The following is a 19,575-nucleotide window of genomic DNA, read 5'->3' on the forward strand; positions in this document are numbered from 1 at the left end:
TCTGAAGTAAGTATACCGGTCAGCGCACTCCTTATAAAACTATTGAAAGAAAGCCGGTTTAACTCCAGTCTGGATGGAAGATCAAAGTGCAAACTTACGCTTATGAACCGCAAGCTGATGCCGAAACCGTAATTTTCTGTTTAAATGCTTCCGCTAGTCCCTGTTTAGCTCCGGATTTCAAGCACAAGATTAACATGCAAAATTAACTTGCAAACTAGCTTTCCCAGCCCTAAAGAAATTGCATGCCGGTTTAAATACTTCTAATTGGTGCGGTAGCGGACAGACAAATTCATGAAAATTAGTTAATGTTTTTATATTATTTAATTTAACCCAGGCTCTATATCCATAATTAAGGAGAACTATTTATGAAACGATTATTCCATATATTCTTTACTTCTTGTTTTCTATTGAGTCTATCTGCCTTTGCAGATGAGCATTTACTCAAACCACAGTCTCAAGGCGAGGTAACTTTCATAAGTGGCGGCGTTGGCGAGAACCAGCTTAAGGCTATGCAAGCCATGAGAAACTCATATAATTTAAACCTGCTCTTTGCCCTTAAAAAGAGCGGTAAATTTATTGCTGACGTCAATGTTCAAATTGCCGATGCCAAGGGCAACATACTGGTCGAAACTGTAGCGGAAGGCCCTTATCTATTTGCCAGTCTCAAGCCAGGAAAATACATAGTTACCGCTGAGGAAGAAGGAAAGGTAATGCGCCAGAAAGCCCGGGTCAGCGATAGGGGCACAACCACATTATCATTCTATTGGCCAGAGGAGTACGGTGATTAATTCCGTAGAAAAGATTGGCAGTGCTGCTAAGGAGATTCAGGTAAAGCAGGTTATTTCTACTTAGAAAACTTTTCCAGTCGCTTAATAAGTAGCCTATTAGTAAGGATTTTATATTATCCTTCACTTTTTTCCTGCATCAGAAATTTTCCTGAACTATTTTATGTTTTAACCCGAAATGGTTGAAAACTATTTGGATGTTCAGGCCAAACCAGGCAGTTTTTCACATGATTGGCACAACTATCTCAACTGTATGCAGTAAAGCGCAGGGCCCCTCTACTCGGCTTGGCTGCGCTTCTTATAGATCAGATTTAATTGACTGGTAAAATCCAGCTCCCTCTTTATCATCCATTACAAATTTCAATACTATTAACTAAAAAAGCGTATAAAATAAATCCGGTCCCATTCAGTGGTTTGTTGATAACTATTTCATCCCCAATACACATGAATAATTGCACAGGACATGTCGCCGATCTTTTACAAGTCCTGGAAATTTCCCGCACGCTTGCTTTGAATCAGGATTTGCAAACTTTGCTCAAGCAAATCGAACAAGCCGCAGTCAAGGTACTGAATTGCGAGCGCGCAACCGTTTTTGTCTACGAAAAAAATACTGACGAACTATACAGCCTTGTCTCGGACAGAGCGGAAAAACTTCGCCTTTCTTCGGATTTGGGTATTGTAGGAGCTTGCTTTAAAAGCGGTAAGTTGATTAACGTTCCCGATGCCTATAAAGATCCGCGCTTTAATAAATCAATAGATAAAAAAACTGGTTTTAAAACCCGTAACATTTTGGCCTCGCCTTTATTGAGCGGCGACCAAAACATTGTGGGCGTATTAGAGGTACTCAATAAATCAGACGGTTCATTCGATGAATGGGATGAGTTATTACAGGAAACATTTTCCGCACAATGCGGTGTGGCTATCCATAGACACGCCTTAATGGAAGAATTTGCAACACGTAAACGCCTGCAACAGGAGTTGGCTATTGCCAGACGCATCCAAAGAAGTCTGCTCCCGCAATCAGCTCCGATTATTGAAGGCTTCGATATTGCCGGCTGGAGCCAGTCGGCAGAAGAAACCGGCGGTGATTTTTTCGATTTCCACCTACTTGACGACCGCAAATTAATACTGCTAATAGCTGATGTTTCGGGACATGGCATAGGTCCTGCGCTGCTTGCGGCGGAATGCTGGGCGTTGCAAAGAGCAATTTTTTCTTTGGCTTCCAATTACCGGGCAAGTTTATCACATATAAATCAATTGCTTTGCCGTCATATGCTGAGTGACCGGTTTATAACGGCATTTACTGGCTGCTTGAACCCTAATGACAATACGCTGACTTTTTTATCGGCCGGTCACGGTCCTGTATTTATGCTGCGCGTTGCTCCGCGACATATTGAGACCTTAGCGGTCAGTGATATGCCGTTGGGAATAATGGCAAACAATTCTTACCATCAATGGAAATCCATAGCATTTAATACGGGCGATATCCTTATTGCCTTTACGGATGGTTTTTTTGAATGGGAAGATGCGCTCGGAAACTGTTTTGGAACCGACAGAATTTGCAATACTGTATTTTGTAATGCAGAGCTGCCCGCCGCGGCCATTATCGAGAAAGTTCACAGTCATTTGCTCAGCTTCACTAAAGGCACTCAGCAGCAGGACGATTTGACTGCTATTGTCATTAAAAAATTATAGGTTGGGAAGATTTGGATAAGGCATTCAACCGCTGCCTGTATAAAAACACCGGCATACTCATCGCCTGATTTCTGTTAAAAGCCGGTAAACTTTTCCATCTTGACAAGTTACGGTTAGCTTGCGATAAACACAGCTGTTCCTTCAATCCTATTTGTTCATACAGCACTGTATTTTAATTAAGCACGTTCTCGGGACAAGACTACGCTGGTGAGGAAGCGCCGAGCGATTAAGCAAGGCCTTAAATTAATCGTCATATTGAACACAACCCGAAGCGAGGGCACAAAAGCCGAACTATTTAAAAGCCTGGCGAGTCATAAACAGATGATTACGTTGAGTGAAAATTCAGAAAATACATTTGATGTCAAGACGTTTTTAAAACATCTGACCTCGCGCCCGGGCATTTACAAAATGCTCAATGAGCAAGGCGAGATTATTTATATCGGCAAGGCCAAAAATCTTAAAAATCGCGTTTCCAGTTATTTCAAAACCCAGACAGCCTCATGTAAACAACAGACCATGGTCGCTAAGGTAGCGGCCATTGAAGTGACAGTGACGCGCACCGAAGGCGAAGCATTGTTGCTCGAATGTCAACAAATAAAACGCTATAAACCGCGCTACAATATCTGTTTAAGAGATGATAAATCCTATCCGTATATTTTTCTGTCAAGCTCTCAGGATTTTCCGCAACTCACGCTGCACCGCGGTGCAAAAAATAAACCCGGAAAATATTTCGGCCCGTATCCCAGTGCAGGCGCCGCGCGGGAAAGCCTGAAGCTGCTGCAGAAAATATTTCCGGTCAGGCAGTGTGATGATTCCATCTATAACAATCGTACCCGCCCTTGTCTGCAATATCAGATAGAACGCTGTACCGGCCCCTGTGTGGGCTTGATTGACAAGCAAAGCTACGCACAGGATGTTAATAGCACTGTAATGTTTCTGGAAGGCAAAGGCGGCCTGCTTATCGAGCAATTGATTGCCAAAATGGAGCAGTCAGCAGAAGCTCATGACTATGAACAGGCCGCCGGATTCAGAGATCAAATCGCAAAATTACGCGTTGTGCTGGAAAAGCATTTCGTTCATGGCGAACGGGGGGATGTCGATATTATTGCCTGCGCAACCAAACTCGGCGTGGCTTGTGTTCAGGTATTTTTTATACGCCACGGACAACAGTTGGGCAATAAAATATTTTTTCCGAAAATCACTGATGAATACGACCCGGCAAAAATCGTGCAGGCTTTTATTCCCCAATATTATCTGGATAAGCAGGTACCCCATGAATTAATAGTAAGTCATGAGCCGGAGGAAATGGAACTGTTAATGGAAGTTTTATCCCGGCAGGCAAAGCATTCAGTGAATATTTCGCCCAACGTCAGGGGCGAGCGTTTAAAATGGCTGCAAATGGCTGGCGCCAATGCGGAAAATTCCTTATTAGGAAAGTTATCCGATAAACAGGGCATTTATGCGCGCTTTTTAAGCCTGCAGGAAGAGTTAGGCTGCAAAGAACTGCCAAAACGCCTGGAATGCTTTGATATCAGTCACATGCAAGGTGATCAGACGGTCGCTTCGTGTGTTGTTTTTGACCGGGAAGGACCGGTTAAATCAGCTTACCGCCGCTTTAATATAGAAGGCATAAAAAGCGGGGATGATTATGCAGCCATTAATCAGGCGATTTTTCGGCGCTTTAAACGGCTGAAACAGGGTGAACATGAGGCGCCCGATATCCTGTTTATTGATGGCGGCAAAGGTCAGGTGAAGGCCGCGCAAATGGCATTGGCGGAATTAGACATAAACAATGTTATGATAGTCGGCGTTTCGAAAGGACCGGATAGAAAAGCCGGCATGGAAAAACTGATTCTGCCAGAACAGGCGCAACCGGTTAAAATAACGCCAGGCGCCAGCGGCTTGTTGTTGATTCAGCACATTCGCGATGAAGCGCACCGCTTTGCAATAACCGCGCACCGTCAGCGTCGCGGCAAGGCAAAAAGGCAATCCATACTGGAAAATATTGCCGGGCTGGGGCCCAAGCGGCGGCAGCTTCTATTAAAACAATTTGGGGGACTGCAAGGAATTTCACGGGCTGGCGTGGATGCACTTTGCGGTATAGACGGCATAAGCCGTCCTTTGGCAAAACGAATTTACGAACTATTTCATCATCAAGATGATGCTTGAATTTAACATCCCGACTAATCTTACACTGTTAAGAATTGCCTTAATTCCTTTATTAACCGTAGTTTTTTATCTTCCGTGGCAATATTCAAATATTGTTTGTACATTAATTTTTATAATGGCTGGGCTCACGGATTGGCTGGATGGTTACCTTGCCAGAAAAATGCAACAGGAAACGCCTTTTGGCGCTTTTTTAGATCCGGTCGCTGACAAGCTTATGGTCGCTATCGTCCTGGTTCTGATTGTTCAGCAACAGGCAAACCCTTACCTTGCTATTCCGTCGGCTGTTATTATCGGCCGGGAAATAACCATTGCTTCATTGAGAGAATGGATGGCTGAACTCGGCGAGCGCGCAAAAGTTAAAGTCTCATACTTGGGAAAATGGAAAACAACTGCGCAAATGGTGGCTATTGGCATGTTGCTATATCGTGAGGACCTTATCGGGATACCCGTTAACTTATGCGGTTACGGATTATTGTATATTGCCGCCGTATTAACGCTGTGGTCTATGATTAATTACCTGGTTGCCGCATTAACAGTGATCAGGGCAAAATAATTACCCTGCAAATCCGGTCTTATAATTTATAAGCTTTTGAATTTTTATTAACCATAATACAGCTTATTGAATTAGCTGTAAAAGAAGAAGATGGATAAGGAAACAGAAAAAAACACCCGGATGAAATCTGCAATTCAGAACGAAATATTGCTGGCAGCTTTGATTCTATTTGCCGAAAAAGGCTATTTCAATACCTCGTTAAGCGATATTACCCAGGCCGCGGGTATAAAAACCCCAAGCGGGATCTATCAGTTCTTTAAAAATAAACAGATGATTGCCTCTGCGCTCTATACCAGTATCCTAGACAGCCTGAATATATCTATCGATGACATAAAATGCAGAAACCAAAAATCATCCGAGCAACTTCGAGGCATTGTTGATTTATTATTCAGATTAACTGATGACGCGCCTTATGTGATGCAGTTTTTGTTAATTTTGAAAACCAATGAGTTTTTACCCGAAGAGAAGCCGCTTTGGGAAACCGCTCCTTTCGCCAAATTCATCAAGATAATTGAAGCCGGCATTAAAGCCGGGGAAATACGTAATATTGATCCGTTGATAGGCTATGCGTATTTTTTCGGTATTATCAATAACACCTTAAGCATGGTATTGAGCGGGAGGCTAGGAAAGAAAGCCAACGCCTATCAATCGCAAACCTGGCTTACGGCCTGGAATGCCATCGCCAGGAAGTGAGTTTACCATGCAAGAATGAAACCTCCGTTTGGGATAAAGCCAATGATCGAGACGAGGTCTTCTCTCCACATCCGCACCAGCGAAAGCAATGATCTTGCTCCGGCTAGAGGCAATCCCTGATCTTCAGGCCGAGGTCTGAAACCGGCAAGGCGATTTGACAAGCTTTTATCTATAGATAATATTGGATTCATGTTTCCTTAATAACAAAGGTATAATAATAAAATATGACAACGGCAGGCCGAGAGACGAGCAGTTACGCGGCAATTGATCGCTCAGTAAATCGCCAATGCCGGACAGTATCGGCCGAACCGCTACTTTTATGGAACTGATATAATTTCACCTCGCCTACCACCGCTGTAAAGATTTTCTTCCCAGGTCAAACCTGATTAAATGCCTATACAACAAGCACTGCAAAAGCTGTTAAACAAAGAGGATTTTACAGCTGATGAAATGCGCAAGGTAATGCGCTTTATCATGAGGGGCGGCGCGACTGATGCCCAAATCGGCGGATTTTTAATTGCGTTGCGCTGCAAAGGCGAAACCATAGACGAAATCGTTGCTGCTGCTGAAGTAATGCGCGAATTGGCCACCAAGGTTAACGTAACAGGCAAGCATATCATTGACACCTGCGGCACCGGTGGCGATGGCGCCCATACCTTCAACATCTCCACAACCTGTGCTTTTGTAGTGGCCGCTGCGGGCGGGCAGGTAGCCAAACATGGCAATCGTTCTGTTTCCGGCAGCTGCGGCAGTGCCGATGTGCTGGAAGCTGCCGGTGTTAATCTGAATTTAACAGTCGAGCAGGTAGCGCAGTGTGTAAATGAAATCGGTATAGGCTTTTTATTTGCACCTCATCATCATGGCGCCATGAAACATACGATTGGCCCGCGCAAGGAAATGGGCGTTAGAACTCTGTTCAATCTATTAGGCCCCTTATCCAATCCTGCCGGCGCCCCTAACCAGTTAATCGGAGTATATTCCAGGGAATGGGTAGAACCTTTGGCCCAGGTTTTGACAAAACTCGGCAGCCAGCATGTGCTGGTGGTTCATGCCGAGGATGGGCTGGATGAAATCAGTATTGCATCGCCTACAACGATTGCCGAACTTAAAGACGGCAGCGTCTCTGTTTATACCATTACCCCGGAACAGTTTGGTTTTAAACGCTCCAGTCTTGCCGAATTAGCCGTAGATGACGCAGCCTCCAGTTTAATAAAGGTAAAATCGGCGCTGGATAACGAGGCGGGAGCAGCAAGGGCCATTGTCGCGCTCAATGCCGGCGCAGCCATTTATACGGCAAATATCACTGAGTCCCTGGCGGCCGGCATAGAAAAAGCCTCCTGGCTCATTGCCAGCGGCGCAGCCCGCGCCAAGTACGAGGCGCTGATTGCTTATTCAAAAACTTCATAAATACAACTAAAAAATCATGGCTAATACTCCAGACATCCTGAAAAAAATTCTCGACAAAAAAGCCGAAGAAGTCGCCAGGCGTAAATTAGGCATGACCATTGCCAATCTGGAGGAAATTGCCGAAGCAGTAGAAAAACCCCGCGGATTCTATAATGCGCTGCAAGCCAAAGTATTAGCCAAAAAACCTGCCATTATTGCCGAAATCAAAAAAGCCTCGCCCAGTAAAGGCGTGATCCGGGAAGATTTTCAACCGCTCGTCATCGGTCAGGATTACGCCATGAATGGAGCGGCCTGCCTGTCAGTGCTAACCGATAAGGAATTTTTCCAGGGCGCCGAGGTTTACTTGCAGCTGGTCAGGGAACGCTGTCCGCTGCCGGTATTGAGAAAAGACTTCATGATCGATCCTTATCAGATCTATGAAGCGCGCGCTTTGGGCGCCGACTGCATTTTGCTGATTGTAGCCGCTCTCGAAGACAGCCAAATGCAGGAATTATCAGATATTGCGACACAACTGAATATGGATGTGCTGGTCGAGGTTCATGATGCCGGGGAACTTGAAAGAGCGTTAGTGCTGAAAACCAGATTGATCGGCATCAATAACCGGAATCTGCGCACCTTTGAAACATCATTGCAGACTAGCCTGAATTTAAAAGCACGCATTCCCGATGACCGCATTATCATTACCGAAAGCGGTATTCATAACCGGCAGGATGTGCAGTTAATGCTGGATAATGATATTTACACGTTTTTGGTTGGCGAAGTCTTTATGCGGGCGGAAAATCCCGGCCAAAAAATGCGCGAAGTGTTTTCTTTAGGCTGATCTGATCTTCCTCTTGCCGGCATTCTTTATTTGCTAAATTAATTCTCAGCTGAGCATATTGTACGGCCAAAGCAAAAAATCTCAATTGCATCATGCAGCAGCGGTATGATTGCGATGGAATTAAATGCCGCCATGTTGTATCTGAAAGCTATTTTTTGCCTGTGGCTTGCCGTATTAGTAGCAGCATCGGTCTGAAATTACAATTCAAAGCCGCTGCCTAGCGCCAATGTATAATGCTTCATTGATTTTCATCTATTTATTAAGAGCCTGCAACCATGCTGAGTTATCCGCAAATCGACCCCATAGCCATCAGCCTGGGGCCTCTTAAGATTCATTGGTATGGCCTGATGTATCTGATCGGCTTTGCGGCGGTCTGGTATTTGGGCCAAAAACGCGCCCAACAACCGTGGTCGCCGGTTAGGCCGGAAGCCATTGAAGATATGGTGACCTATGGCGCCATAGGCGTAATTTTGGGCGGCAGAATCGGCTATATCCTGTTTTATAATTTTAGTGAATTTCTCAATAATCCCCTTGTCCTGTTTAAAATATGGCAAGGCGGCATGTCCTTTCACGGCGGCATGCTGGGTGTTTTTATCGCCATGTGGCTATTCGCCAGAAAGCAGCACTGCTCCATGCTGCAATTAACCGATATTATCGCGCCCCTGGCGCCGATAGGACTAGGCGCAGGCCGCATCGGTAATTTTATTAATGGTGAGTTATGGGGCAGGCCGACGGATGTTCCGTGGGCCATGATCTTTCCTGCCGGCGGCCCGTTGGCCAGGCATCCTTCGCAACTGTATGAAGCCTTTCTGGAAGGCGTTGTGTTGTTTGTCATTCTCTGGTTGTATTCCAGCAAACCGAGACCGGTGGGCGCAGCTACCGGCATGGCGCTGTTTTTTTACGGCTGCTTCCGGTTTTTTGTCGAATTTTTCAGAATGCCGGATGTGCAGCTAGGTTATCTGGCGCTGAACTGGGTGACGATGGGACAGATACTGTCAACACCGATGATCATAGCGGGCGCTTTGCTCTTGTATTTTTCCTGTAAAACTGAGAATTCCGAACAAGTAAACCAATAAGGAATACTCCAATAAGAACAAGGGACTGACTCAAGCAATTTTTTGCGTCCGGACAACTGCCGGCCGGACGGTCAAACATTCTATCATTATCGCCTGAACGATACTGATTTTGAACCCTTAAAAAAACAGCGTGTTATCAGAAGAGTACTTTTCAACTATGCTCTAAACCGGGCACGCTAAGTTTGCCTGTATTGATTTAAATCCTCTCACCTCGAACCGGCAAGCTATGAAAACGGCAGTTCTTAATATTCTCACGCATCAACTTACTCATATTTTAAGAGACACACTACCCAAGATTTCCACATCGTGGTGGACATCCTTAGTCATTGAAAAACTGACCTTTCAACAACAATCTTTTGCCAGACAACATAGTCCAGATGCACTCGAACAGCTTGATCTGGCCGCGTTGCTTCGCGTGGCAGACCAGAATTGGTATAAGCTTTCCCAGCAACGCAATCTCGATAAAACTGTACGGAACTGGCTTAAAGAAGCACAAACTATCCGTAACCGCTGGGCACACGCACCGGCCGGCGATTTGCCGGATGAAGTTTACTACCGCGATCTGGACACCATCGAAAGACTGTTGCAAGTCTTCGCTGCCAGCGCTGAGGTATTAAACAAAATCAGTGGAGAAAAACAAAATCTGCTACTCAAGCTCGCAGCAAACAAAGCATCGACACTAGCATCCACAACAGAAAATGCGGTAACCAACTTATTCAAATCTGGTGATATGGTCAGGCTGAAAGCCAAGCCGCAGACCAGCGGCGCCGTTATTGCCCATTTGCCAGGCGTACCGGAAGATCGCTACCAGGTTTTTCACGATGGTACAACACCCTACTATTACGCCTCGCAAATAGAACCGATACCGCCCGTTTCAACACATTCTGAAGTTGCTTTGCCTGATTTGCACGCCGCCTTGTCCGCATTGCAACTGCGCCATCCATCTATCCGCCACTTGTATTCGCTGTTCGCCTCGCGCATCCAGTTTGTGCCTTACCAGTTTCGTCCGGTGCTAAAACTGATACAGGCAGACCGGCCACGGCTGTTAATTGCCGATGAAGTCGGTGTCGGTAAAACCATTGAAGCGGGACTGATTTTGAAAGAACTGCAAGCCCGCCGGGAAATCAAATCGGTGCTGGTAATTTGCCCCAAGCCGCTGATCGCCGAGCGCAAATGGCTGGAAGAAATGAAGCGTTTTGATGAGCGCTTCGAGCATCTGGACGGCAAGTCGCTACGCTACTGCATTAATGAAACTCATTTTGACGGAATCTGGCCGCAAAAACACGCTCGCGTCATTGTGCCTTATTCGCTACTTGACGAAAGCCTGCTCATGGGCAAACACGACGGACGCAAAAAGCAGCATGGCCTGCTTGATCTTGACCCGCCGCCCGCTTTCGATCTGGTCATCGTCGATGAAGCCCACCACATCCGCAACACCGACACCTGGGCGTATCGTAATGTCCGCCATTTTTGCGACAATGCCGAAGCCGTGGTATTGCTGTCGGCAACGCCCATCCAAATGAGAGATAATGATCTTTACACCTTGTTGCACCTGATTCGTCCTGACGTGCTGACCAGCCGCCGGGATTTTGAACACATGGCCGAACCCAATCCGCACCTGAATGACGCCATCGAAGCGGCACGAAGTCTGCAAACGGACTGGCAGGACAAGGTACGCACTCACATCGATAGCGCTTTGGCAACTACCTGGGGCCGAGGCGTTCTGGCCGCTGGTCCAGGTCTGCAATCAGCCTATGATCTGCTGGATGCCGACCACAACGATCCTGCACAACGTCTGGCGCTAATCCGGCAACTGGAAGAACTCTACACGTTTGCGTCACTGATTAACCGTACCCGCCGGCGCGACATCGGCAACTTTACCACGCGCAAACCGGAAACGGTCACTGTCGAATTTACCCCAGAGCAGGCTGATTTACACCAAAACCTGATTAACCTGATGGCCCGCATCTTGGCTTTTCGTCACGGCGACCAGAATCTCAGATTCATGTTGTCAACCGTCAGGCAGCAAGTCTCCAGTTGCGTATTCGGGCTGGCACCACGCTTGAAAGACATGCTCCAACAGCATTTGTCGCAACTGGAATTAAGCGAGCTGGACTACGAAAACAGCCCGGACGACATTCAGGCGATACTGGCTGAATTCCGCGCCGATGTGGAGGCCTTGATTCGGCAAGCCCAGCAACTGACCGGCCACGATCCCAAACTGGAAGCCTTTCTCAAAGTCATACGCGACAAACAACAATTACCCAACAATAAACTGCTCGCTTTTAGCAGCTTTCGCCATACCATCCGCTACTTGGAAGAGCAACTCAGCCAGGAACCGGTGCGCTTCGGCATTATACACGGCGGTGTTGCCGATGACGAACGCCGCGCAATACGCAACCGCTTCAGCATGGAAAAAGCTCACCCGAACGCTCTGGATGTGTTGCTAAGTTCCGAAGTCGGTTGTGAAGGTCTCGATTACCAGTTCTGCGACGGCATGATCAACTATGACCTGCCCTGGAACCCAATGCGCGTCGAACAACGCATAGGCCGTATCGACCGCTACGGACAACTTAGCCCAACCGTTGTCATCTACAACCTAATCACACCTGGCACCGTCGATGCTGAAATCTACGAGCGCTGCCTGCTCCGTATCGGTATTTTCCGCCAGGCATTAGGCAGTAGTGAAGAAATACTGGGAAAACTGACCCAGGAAATTCACGCCATTGCCGAAAACTTTGATCTCACCCCAGACGAACAAGCCGCCCGGCTGCAACAGATCGCCGACAACGACATCCGCCTGATACAGGAACAAGCCAGGCTGGAAGAACAGCAGGCGCAACTGTTCGGACTCATGCCAGGCCAACATACCGACGAAATGATTAAACAGGCTGCCAGCTTCTGGTTATCGCCTGCCATGCTGGTCAACCTGATCAGCCGTTATCTGCAAACTCTGGGCGTAACCAATCTGCCCGCTTCGCTGGGACAAAAACCCCTCACCACGTTGCAACTTGGCCAGGACATCCGCAGCAAACTGCTGGCAGACTATCAAAAACTCGATGCCAGCGGTGAAACTGCTCAAATCTGGTCACGCTGGCTGACAGGCAATGAGCCGAATTTACCGCTGACCTTTGACGCTTCCACCGCCGCCGAACGCCGTGATCTGCTTTTCATCACACCCACCCATCCGTTGACGCGGCAAGCCGCTCAGTCGCTTGAACCGCGCATGCCGCTACACTGCGACCTGAGCATAACGATAGCCGACTTACCCGCAGGACGTTATCCTTTCGCCATTTACCGCTGGCGAAAACTGGGCTTGAGAGAAGACTTCACCTTTCAGCCGATAAGCCAACATCCCGAGCTCACCGAACGCATGCTGGAATTACTGGAAATCGCTCAACCAATCAAAAACACCGTTGCGCCGATCAGCGCCGATGAAAAAACCGCGCTGGAACAGGCGCACTACCCGCACTGGTCAAACAGCCGCGCCGCGCACATCGAGCAAGTGACGCAAACCACACAAGCGCGGCTGGCTTCTCTTAACACCAGCCACGCCGCCCGCCTGGCTTTATTGGAAGAGCAACGCGACATGAATCCGGACGAGAAAATCCAGCGCATGAAAAACTCGCAGATTGCCTCAGCAAGCCGCGATTACTAGCATCGTGCGGAAGAATTGCAAAAAGCACCGGAACAGGCTGATGTAATTGCCGAGGCGGTGGCGTTTGGGGTTTTGGTTGTGACAAAAGGAGAAGAAAATGACAAGTGATTACCACGCAATTTCTGTTTATAACGAAGAGCAGCTTGGTAAAGATCGCGCATCTCGCAAATCCCAGGTGGCAATGTATACCGATCCGGTTCATTTTATATTCGAACTGTTGCAAAACGCCGATGATGCTTGTGCTACTAAAATCAGTTTTACAGTTACGCCAGACCAGCTAATCATTGAGCACAACGGCAAACCATTTACAGAAAGCAACGTTAAAGCCATTAGCTATTTTGAAAAGAGCGATAAAACCGAAAATGGCGAGGAAATAACAAAAATCGGTCATTTTGGCTTGGGCTTTAAATCAGTGTTTGCGTATACTGCTTCACCTCATGTGTATTCCGGTCAGGAAAGCTTCAAGATAACTCAGCTTTACAGTGTGGAAACTGTGCCTTATCCAACTGGTCTTAAAGAAGGTCAAACGCGTTTTGTATTACCATTCGATCACCTTTTTGAAAAACCTAATTATATTGAAAACCGTAAGCTTAAATCATCAGAGATTGCTTACCAAGATATAGCAGGAAAGCTTAGGAAACTGGGGGCCGATACGCTTTTATTCACCAAGTATCTTCAAGAAATCGAATGGGCAACCCAAGATGACACTAGACATTATCTACGTGACTCCATTTCGATAAATGAGTGGATGCGAGAAGTTTGTATTAATGACGGCGTGTCAGACCAACGGTGCTACTTCGTCTTTGACCGTCCTATTTATTGGCCTGACGATAATGAAATTGAAAAACAGCATCGTCCGGTTCAAATAGCCTTTGGACTCGACAAACCCCGGAAAGATGGCGGAGTCATTAGAAAAATTAACAACGCACAACTGTTCGTATTTTTCCCAACAGCAAAGGAAACACATGTTGGCTTTATTTTGCAAGGTCCATTTCGTACTAACCCGCCACGCGAAAACGTTTTTCCTGACGATGAATTCAATCAACACCTTGTTAACCAAACCGCTGAATTATTAACCGAAAGCCTACATCAGCTTAAAGAATTAGACTTGCTCAACTTGGATACCCTTTCTGTTCTTCCTCTTGACAAAGAGAAATTCAAGGAGGGTATGTTTTTTGAACCACTATATTTGCAAGTCTGTAAGAATTTACAAACATCACAGTTACTTCCTAAGTATCGAGGAGGATTTACTTCTACCAATGAATCAAGGCTGGTAAGAGGCGCAAAACTGGCCGAAGTATTTGATGCTGAGCAACTAGGTATGCTTTTTGGCAGAGAGAAAATGGAATGGTTGGATACCTCCCTGACCATAAATAACTACCCTGATTTACATGGGTTTTTAACTGAGCTTGTTGATGGTATTGAAGTAAGTCCTGATACTTTAGCTCCGAAGCTAACCACTGATTTTTTTAGCAAGCAATCCTCTGACTGGCTGATTAAGTTCATCCAATACGCTGAAAAAAGCACCGATAAAATTAAGCAATGCCGGTTTATTCGCCTTGAATCTGGCGAGCAGGTTCCTTTACGTCAAGATGATGGAAATCCAACCGCATGGTTTGCGCCTGAAAACAGTACAGGGCTGGATTTAATAAAGGACTTTCCACTGGTTCATCACAAGCTGTCTGAAAACGAAGGAGTCAGAAAGTTTTTGGAAAAAGAAGAGATTCATGAAATTAAGTCGGTGGATATAGTCGAGCAGTGCATCTTACCTAAATATCAAGATACGCCATTGCATGAAGGCACGCCATTTAGCGAATACGAAAAGACCTATCGAGCTGATTTGTACCAGATAGGTAAAGCTTACGCGGATGCAGATGATGAAATAAAAGAAGGCCTCAACAAGAGCCTGGACGATATTGAATGGCTAGCCTGTATTCATGCCAACGGCAATGAACCGGATAAAGTGTTCTGGAAAACGCCCGAATCAGCATATTTATACGCCAAGCCTACTGAAAAACTTGGGTTTACAGTGCCGGAAGATAAAACTGCCTTTTTTTTACATCCGGTAGTCAGTGAAGCACTGGCCGAATTCAAATCCATTAATGATTATCTAAACGAGTTCATTCAACCGATTGCCCCGCTAACCATTGTTAAAGACTTTATTCTACCGAACTATAAAATACCTTCGAAATTTGACGAATTCAGCTACCGCAAGGATTTACTGTGGATTTGCAAGGCTTTTAGTGGTGACGAATCGGTAAAAGAGCAATTGAAGCAAAGCCTCAACTCATCATATCCTCACACAACATGGCTGGCTTGTGTTCATGCCAGCGGCAAAGAGCCGCTAAGTATTACTTGGAGAAAACCAAATGCCGATGATTTATTCGAAAAGCCTATCGATGAACAAACATTTCGCGTTCCCGAAAACATGAATGGCTATTTTTTGCATCCGTCGGTTGTCGATGAATTCAGCAAAAACGAATCTGCTCGAATGTACTTGGAAAAATGCGTCAATGAAATGGATGCAATAGTCATTGTCGAAAAATTCATTCTGCCAAAATACACCAATCCAGACACAACAGTGGATTTTGATGAAGACCTCTACCGTGCTGATTTGCAGTGGATTGGCAAGGCTTATAATAGCAATAAGAAAAATTTGATTGCTGACAAACTAAAAAATATAGCATGGCTGGCCTGTGTTCATGCCAGTGGTAATTACCCTGATTGTGTTATCTGGGAAAAATCGGATGCAACGGGGTTATTTAAATCAACAGAAACTCATTGTGAGTGGTTTTCAGGATTAGAAGATGTCGATGTTTATTTTCTACATCGGATTGTGAAAAAAGAGCTAAATGGTATTGCCGATGACTTAATTAGTTCAATCGGCAAGGGAGAACTTGTAATAAAACAAACACCCAATTATCAACGCTATGTTGTTATTAGCAACCAACACGGATGTCACAAACGCGGACTTGATGGTTTTGACTCTAATTGGGAAATTACGGGAATTAAACAAATGCTAACAAAGCCACGGCCAGAGCAAAGTAAGATTCTGTGGAATCTCTTGCTAATTAATAGCAAATGTATTCGAGGATTCACTGAGAGTTCCAATCGTTCTAATTGGTCAAACATTAAAAAAAAAGAAGAGCTTTCAAAAATAGGAAACCAGTTATCTACTTCTAAATGGCTTCCAGACAAAGCAGGCATCTGGCACAAGCCCAGCGAATTGCTTTTGACCGATTTGCCGGATGAGTTCGACACAGAATCGCTCTCTGCAAAAAAAGTAGCTGATAAGCTGGGGATGAAGAAGCCGGAAGTTCAACAGGCTATTAATGTTATTGCTGGCGATGACCCAAGTAAATTAAGCAGGCTTGAACGTTTTTTATCTGCTTCTGAAGCAGAACAGGAAAAAATGCTCAAAACAATTCCTCAAGAAATCCCACCGCAACCAGCACCATCTTTTAAGGAAGGCGTGGGCAATTTATTTCGACCACAACGCGGCAGCAGTTCGACAAGCACCACAGATAAACCAACTTATCCACTCAGCAATCCAGAACGCTATCAAAACAAGATCCATCAAGAGATAGATGAAAAATTGGCATTACAACAAACCACTCCGCAAACCATCCGTTTTTCTTTAGTACGCCAATCCTCATCGAATCAAAAAGCGCGTGATTTTCTCTATGAAGAATACCAAGGTAAATGTCAGATTACCGGTAATACATTCCCTAAAGCTTCAGCGAATGCTAACGGCGAGGCGGAAAATTATTTTGAGGCATGTTCGCTACTTTCATACACTAACGCAGATTACTTAAACGATGTCGGGAATATGTTATGCGTCAGCGCTGATACGATGGCAAAACTCAAAAACGCCAGTTTTGAATGGCTGGATGATTTGGAAGCAATTATTGAGAGTTTTAAAAACAGACAACCAGCAGAAGTTGAAAACGTAAAAGCAAAAATTAAATTAGCGGGTGAAGAATGCGTAATGACCTGGAGCGAACGCCATTTCGCACATCTAGTGGCTTTATGGGACAAAGCATCATAATAGAAACCATTAACACCTAGAGCGGCTTCAGCCATGTATGGACAAAAAATTGGAGCAGGTAATTAACCCCTTGTTTTATCGTAGTTTGGTTTGGCCGATGAAGGTGTAACATTGTGGAGAAAAAATAATGAATACATTGCCGGAAATAATTAACAAAGAAACACACTGCCTTTAACGCCACAAAAAGAATTTCTCGATTTTGTGTTGTTTCTAAAGAAACGAATTAAAATGGAAACCGACAACAATTATTTGTCAAAAAATCCAGAAGTTAACCAAGCGATTATTGAGGGTTTAAATACATCAGAGGATGAATGCCCAGAGTATTTGAATGTGTTATGTATAAACTGTACTATACCGACCGCTTGTCGGATTCCTTGAAGAAACAACCGGATGAAAAAGATCTTGCCGGAAGCCGAGCGAAACGCCGTCAGGATTAGCACTCTGAAGAGCGTTTGCAGGCGCTTCAGAAAAGTCCTGTTTATCGGAAAACTCATTACATGGCTGCTGCCGGGAGCGCGTTTTATTTCCCGCAAATTTGCAGGATTTCTGTCAGCTCTGGCCGGAGCGGCCTTTGCATAGGCTGAAAAACCAGCACCTTGAACGCGAATTGAATCGCGAGGAAAAAGCGGCGGTGTTGCCGGGGCGAGGTTGGATAGGTGTTCTCGAAGAGCGCCGACCCGTGATCGCATTGCTAAAAGAGGCAACTGTCGCTACACACCTGAAAAAAGCTGGTGAAGTGTTGAAGCTGAGTAAAAAAACCTTGCTATGCTGGCTGTCAAGACTTTCCCAGTGGCATCAGTGCCAGCCAGCCCATCAAACTGATCGCAGCCGAGCGTGCAGAAGTTACGGCTGTGGCCATTTGCCGCCTAGCCGGATTGCGCCGTCTATAATCAAATGTCCGGGTTGTTCTGCGTTGTGGATAAGAGCAAAAATGTTCCCGGCAACCGTTCGAGTTAAAAGAGATTGAGGTGACAACCGGCACTCTTACCGCTTTTAACACCCGCAGGGTCAAGAATTTGCCACAGCATTTTCAGATAGCCTTTTAATTAAGCACCGTTTATTGTCACTGCCAAATATACAAGGACACAGATAGAACTTATAGCCATCCTCATAATCTTAAAGTGGACGCTTATACAGACTACTGAGCCGTAAAGAAGCAAGTCTGTTACGGTCTGCCTGTCTGACTTCCTTTTAAACTCATTTACCAGAAGGAGCCGCTGCAATGGAAAATACCCAAGGCAATACCCATCCTGATCTACGCGGTCTGTCACTGATGGTGGTAGACGACGATCATAACAATTTACGAACTCTGGGGCATGTTTTCCAGCATCTGGGAGCCAGCGTAACCGGCTGGGGCAGTCTGCGTCAGGCTCGTTTATCTCTGCGTTTCCATGGCCAGGATGCAATAGTATCCAATTTCCGGCTTAAGGACGGCACTGGACTTGATCTGTTGCCCGATTACCAGGCCCGCTGCCCGGAAGGCAGTTTTTATTTAACCGGAGACAGCAGATTTTTTAATGTCGACCCGGTGGATAGCCTTAAACAAGGCATCCGCGGCTATTTTAAAAAACCTGTTGATCCTATCGAGCTGGCAAACCGGCTCGTTGCCGACCTGGCTTCGAAAACGCCAGCTGAAGGTTTGGCCAAACAGTTGGCGCCTTATTTAATTCTCCAGGATCCGGTTATGGCTGAAGCCCTTGCTGAGCTGCCGAGCTTCGCGGTAACCAGTGAACCGGTCCTGATTCAGGGTGAAACAGGCACAGGTAAAGAGTTGGTGGCGAAAGCGCTGCATGGACTGGGATCTCATGCTGAAGGCCCTTTTGTAGCTGTCAATTGCGGGGCTATTCCGGAAAACCTGCTGGAGGCAGAATTGTTCGGCTATGAAAAAGGGGCTTTTACCGGCGCCAATCGCATGCATAAAGGCTACTTTGAACAGGCTCATCAGGGTACGCTTTTTCTCGATGAAATCGGTGAAATGCCGCCGTCGGCGCAAATCAGCCTGTTGCGGATACTGGAGGAAGGCAAGCTTCAGCGCCTTGGCGCTGAGGGCCAGGTAAGGGTGAACATCCGGGTTGTAGCCGCCACGCATCGCTCTCTGGAAGAGCTGGTCGAAGCCAGGCAGTTCCGCAGCGATCTGTTTTACCGGCTCAATGTGCTGCCGCTGTTCTTGCCGCCGTTGCGCGAACGGCCTGCTGACATTGCGCTGCTGGCAGAGCGCTTTCTCGCTGACAGCCTCAGGGACAGGAACTGGCAAAGCCCTATACCCTGCCTGAGCATTGAAGCCAAAACCTTCCTGCAATATCATGGCTGGTCTGGAAATGTACGCGAGCTGCGCAATGTAATGGCTCGTCTAGCCGTGCGACTGACGGAAGACATGCGTGAAATCCCTCCAAAACTGTTGAGGTCGGTCTTGCGCTCGCCTTCTGCCCTGCCTTCTCCTTTTGCCTCCGGCCAGGAAGGCGGGATTTATATTCCCAAAGGCACTACTCTGACCGATGCGGAATGGCTTTTAATTGATGCGGCTCTTCAGCAAAGCGCCTACAACCGAAGCCAGGCAGCAAGACTGCTGGGTATTGGAGAGCGTACTTTACGGCGTAAGCTGAATGAGAGCTGATTTTCCGTGTTACCAGGTCATTGAAAAGTAAAAGTTAAAGGCGAAATAAATAAGTAT

13 protein-coding genes are annotated in these 19,575 nt (G+C 46.2%); all 13 read left to right on the forward strand.

Annotated features, from left to right (window positions below; genetic code table 11):
* Window positions 1-365: 365 nt before the first annotated feature.
* The 13 genes from HUX64_RS00260 to HUX64_RS00325 all read left to right on the forward strand — a co-directional run bounded on the left by HUX64_RS00260 (window position 366) and on the right by HUX64_RS00325 (window position 19,518).
* Window positions 366-788, forward strand: a complete 423-nt coding sequence (locus HUX64_RS00260; protein ID WP_174624243.1) for a carboxypeptidase-like regulatory domain-containing protein — start codon at window positions 366-368, stop codon at window positions 786-788.
* 441 nt (window positions 789-1,229) lie between these two features.
* A complete protein-coding gene (locus tag HUX64_RS00265) occupies window positions 1,230-2,480 on the forward strand; it encodes a SpoIIE family protein phosphatase (RefSeq protein ID WP_174624244.1) in 1,251 nt (416 codons plus the stop codon).
* 330 nt (window positions 2,481-2,810) lie between these two features.
* A complete protein-coding gene (gene uvrC / locus HUX64_RS00270) occupies window positions 2,811-4,649 on the forward strand; it encodes an excinuclease ABC subunit UvrC (RefSeq protein WP_246246845.1) in 1,839 nt (612 codons plus the stop codon).
* The gene (pgsA, locus tag HUX64_RS00275; RefSeq protein WP_174624245.1) at window positions 4,639-5,202 is read left to right on the forward strand and encodes a CDP-diacylglycerol--glycerol-3-phosphate 3-phosphatidyltransferase; all 564 of its coding nucleotides are present in this window, start codon (window positions 4,639-4,641) and stop codon (window positions 5,200-5,202) included. Before uvrC ends, pgsA begins: the two co-directional genes overlap by 11 nt.
* Before the next feature lie 90 nt (window positions 5,203-5,292).
* A complete protein-coding gene (locus HUX64_RS00280; protein ID WP_174624246.1) occupies window positions 5,293-5,895 on the forward strand; it encodes a TetR/AcrR family transcriptional regulator in 603 nt (200 codons plus the stop codon).
* Window positions 5,896-6,285: 390 nt separating this feature from the next.
* Window positions 6,286-7,302, forward strand: coding sequence for an anthranilate phosphoribosyltransferase (trpD, locus tag HUX64_RS00290; RefSeq protein ID WP_174624248.1), 1,017 nt, complete (start codon window positions 6,286-6,288; stop codon window positions 7,300-7,302).
* Window positions 7,303-7,318: 16 nt separating this feature from the next.
* Entirely contained in the window at window positions 7,319-8,122 is an 804-nt protein-coding gene (gene trpC, locus HUX64_RS00295) for an indole-3-glycerol phosphate synthase TrpC (protein WP_174624249.1), read from the forward strand.
* A 275-nt stretch (window positions 8,123-8,397) separates the two neighbouring features.
* Complete coding sequence (gene lgt / locus HUX64_RS00300) at window positions 8,398-9,198, forward strand: prolipoprotein diacylglyceryl transferase (protein ID WP_174624250.1); 801 nt, start codon at window positions 8,398-8,400, stop codon at window positions 9,196-9,198.
* Between the two features lie 226 nt (window positions 9,199-9,424).
* A complete protein-coding gene (locus HUX64_RS00305) occupies window positions 9,425-12,856 on the forward strand; it encodes a DEAD/DEAH box helicase (protein ID WP_174624251.1) in 3,432 nt (1,143 codons plus the stop codon).
* Between the two features lie 97 nt (window positions 12,857-12,953).
* Window positions 12,954-16,904, forward strand: a complete 3,951-nt coding sequence (locus HUX64_RS00310; RefSeq protein WP_174624252.1) for a sacsin N-terminal ATP-binding-like domain-containing protein — start codon at window positions 12,954-12,956, stop codon at window positions 16,902-16,904.
* A 390-nt stretch (window positions 16,905-17,294) separates the two neighbouring features.
* Window positions 17,295-17,483 carry a hypothetical protein gene (locus HUX64_RS00315; RefSeq protein ID WP_174624253.1) on the forward strand — a complete coding sequence of 63 codons (189 nt, stop codon included), beginning with the start codon at window positions 17,295-17,297 and terminating at the stop codon, window positions 17,481-17,483.
* Entirely contained in the window at window positions 17,476-17,871 is a 396-nt protein-coding gene (locus tag HUX64_RS00320) for a hypothetical protein (RefSeq protein ID WP_174624254.1), read from the forward strand. Before HUX64_RS00315 ends, HUX64_RS00320 begins: the two co-directional genes overlap by 8 nt.
* Before the next feature lie 255 nt (window positions 17,872-18,126).
* Complete coding sequence (locus HUX64_RS00325; protein WP_174624379.1) at window positions 18,127-19,518, forward strand: sigma-54-dependent transcriptional regulator; 1,392 nt, start codon at window positions 18,127-18,129, stop codon at window positions 19,516-19,518.
* The last annotated feature ends 57 nt before the right edge of the window (window positions 19,519-19,575 follow it).

Origin of the sequence: Candidatus Methylobacter favarea, assembly GCF_902806695.1 — a bacterium.
Classification (GTDB): domain Bacteria; phylum Pseudomonadota; class Gammaproteobacteria; order Methylococcales; family Methylomonadaceae; genus Methylobacter_B; species Methylobacter_B favarea.

Coding starts and splice junctions, on each gene's coding strand:
- HUX64_RS00325 (WP_174624379.1), top strand. CDS start 18,127: ATGGAAAATACCCAAGGCAATACCCATCCTGATCTACGCGGTCTGTCA.
- HUX64_RS00280 (WP_174624246.1), top strand. CDS start 5,293: ATGGATAAGGAAACAGAAAAAAACACCCGGATGAAATCTGCAATTCAG.
- HUX64_RS00265 (WP_174624244.1), top strand. CDS start 1,230: ATGAATAATTGCACAGGACATGTCGCCGATCTTTTACAAGTCCTGGAA.
- pgsA (WP_174624245.1), top strand. CDS start 4,639: ATGATGCTTGAATTTAACATCCCGACTAATCTTACACTGTTAAGAATT.
- lgt (WP_174624250.1), top strand. CDS start 8,398: ATGCTGAGTTATCCGCAAATCGACCCCATAGCCATCAGCCTGGGGCCT.
- HUX64_RS00315 (WP_174624253.1), top strand. CDS start 17,295: ATGAAAAAGATCTTGCCGGAAGCCGAGCGAAACGCCGTCAGGATTAGC.
- trpC (WP_174624249.1), top strand. CDS start 7,319: ATGGCTAATACTCCAGACATCCTGAAAAAAATTCTCGACAAAAAAGCC.
- HUX64_RS00310 (WP_174624252.1), top strand. CDS start 12,954: ATGACAAGTGATTACCACGCAATTTCTGTTTATAACGAAGAGCAGCTT.
- trpD (WP_174624248.1), top strand. CDS start 6,286: ATGCCTATACAACAAGCACTGCAAAAGCTGTTAAACAAAGAGGATTTT.
- HUX64_RS00260 (WP_174624243.1), top strand. CDS start 366: ATGAAACGATTATTCCATATATTCTTTACTTCTTGTTTTCTATTGAGT.
- HUX64_RS00305 (WP_174624251.1), top strand. CDS start 9,425: ATGAAAACGGCAGTTCTTAATATTCTCACGCATCAACTTACTCATATT.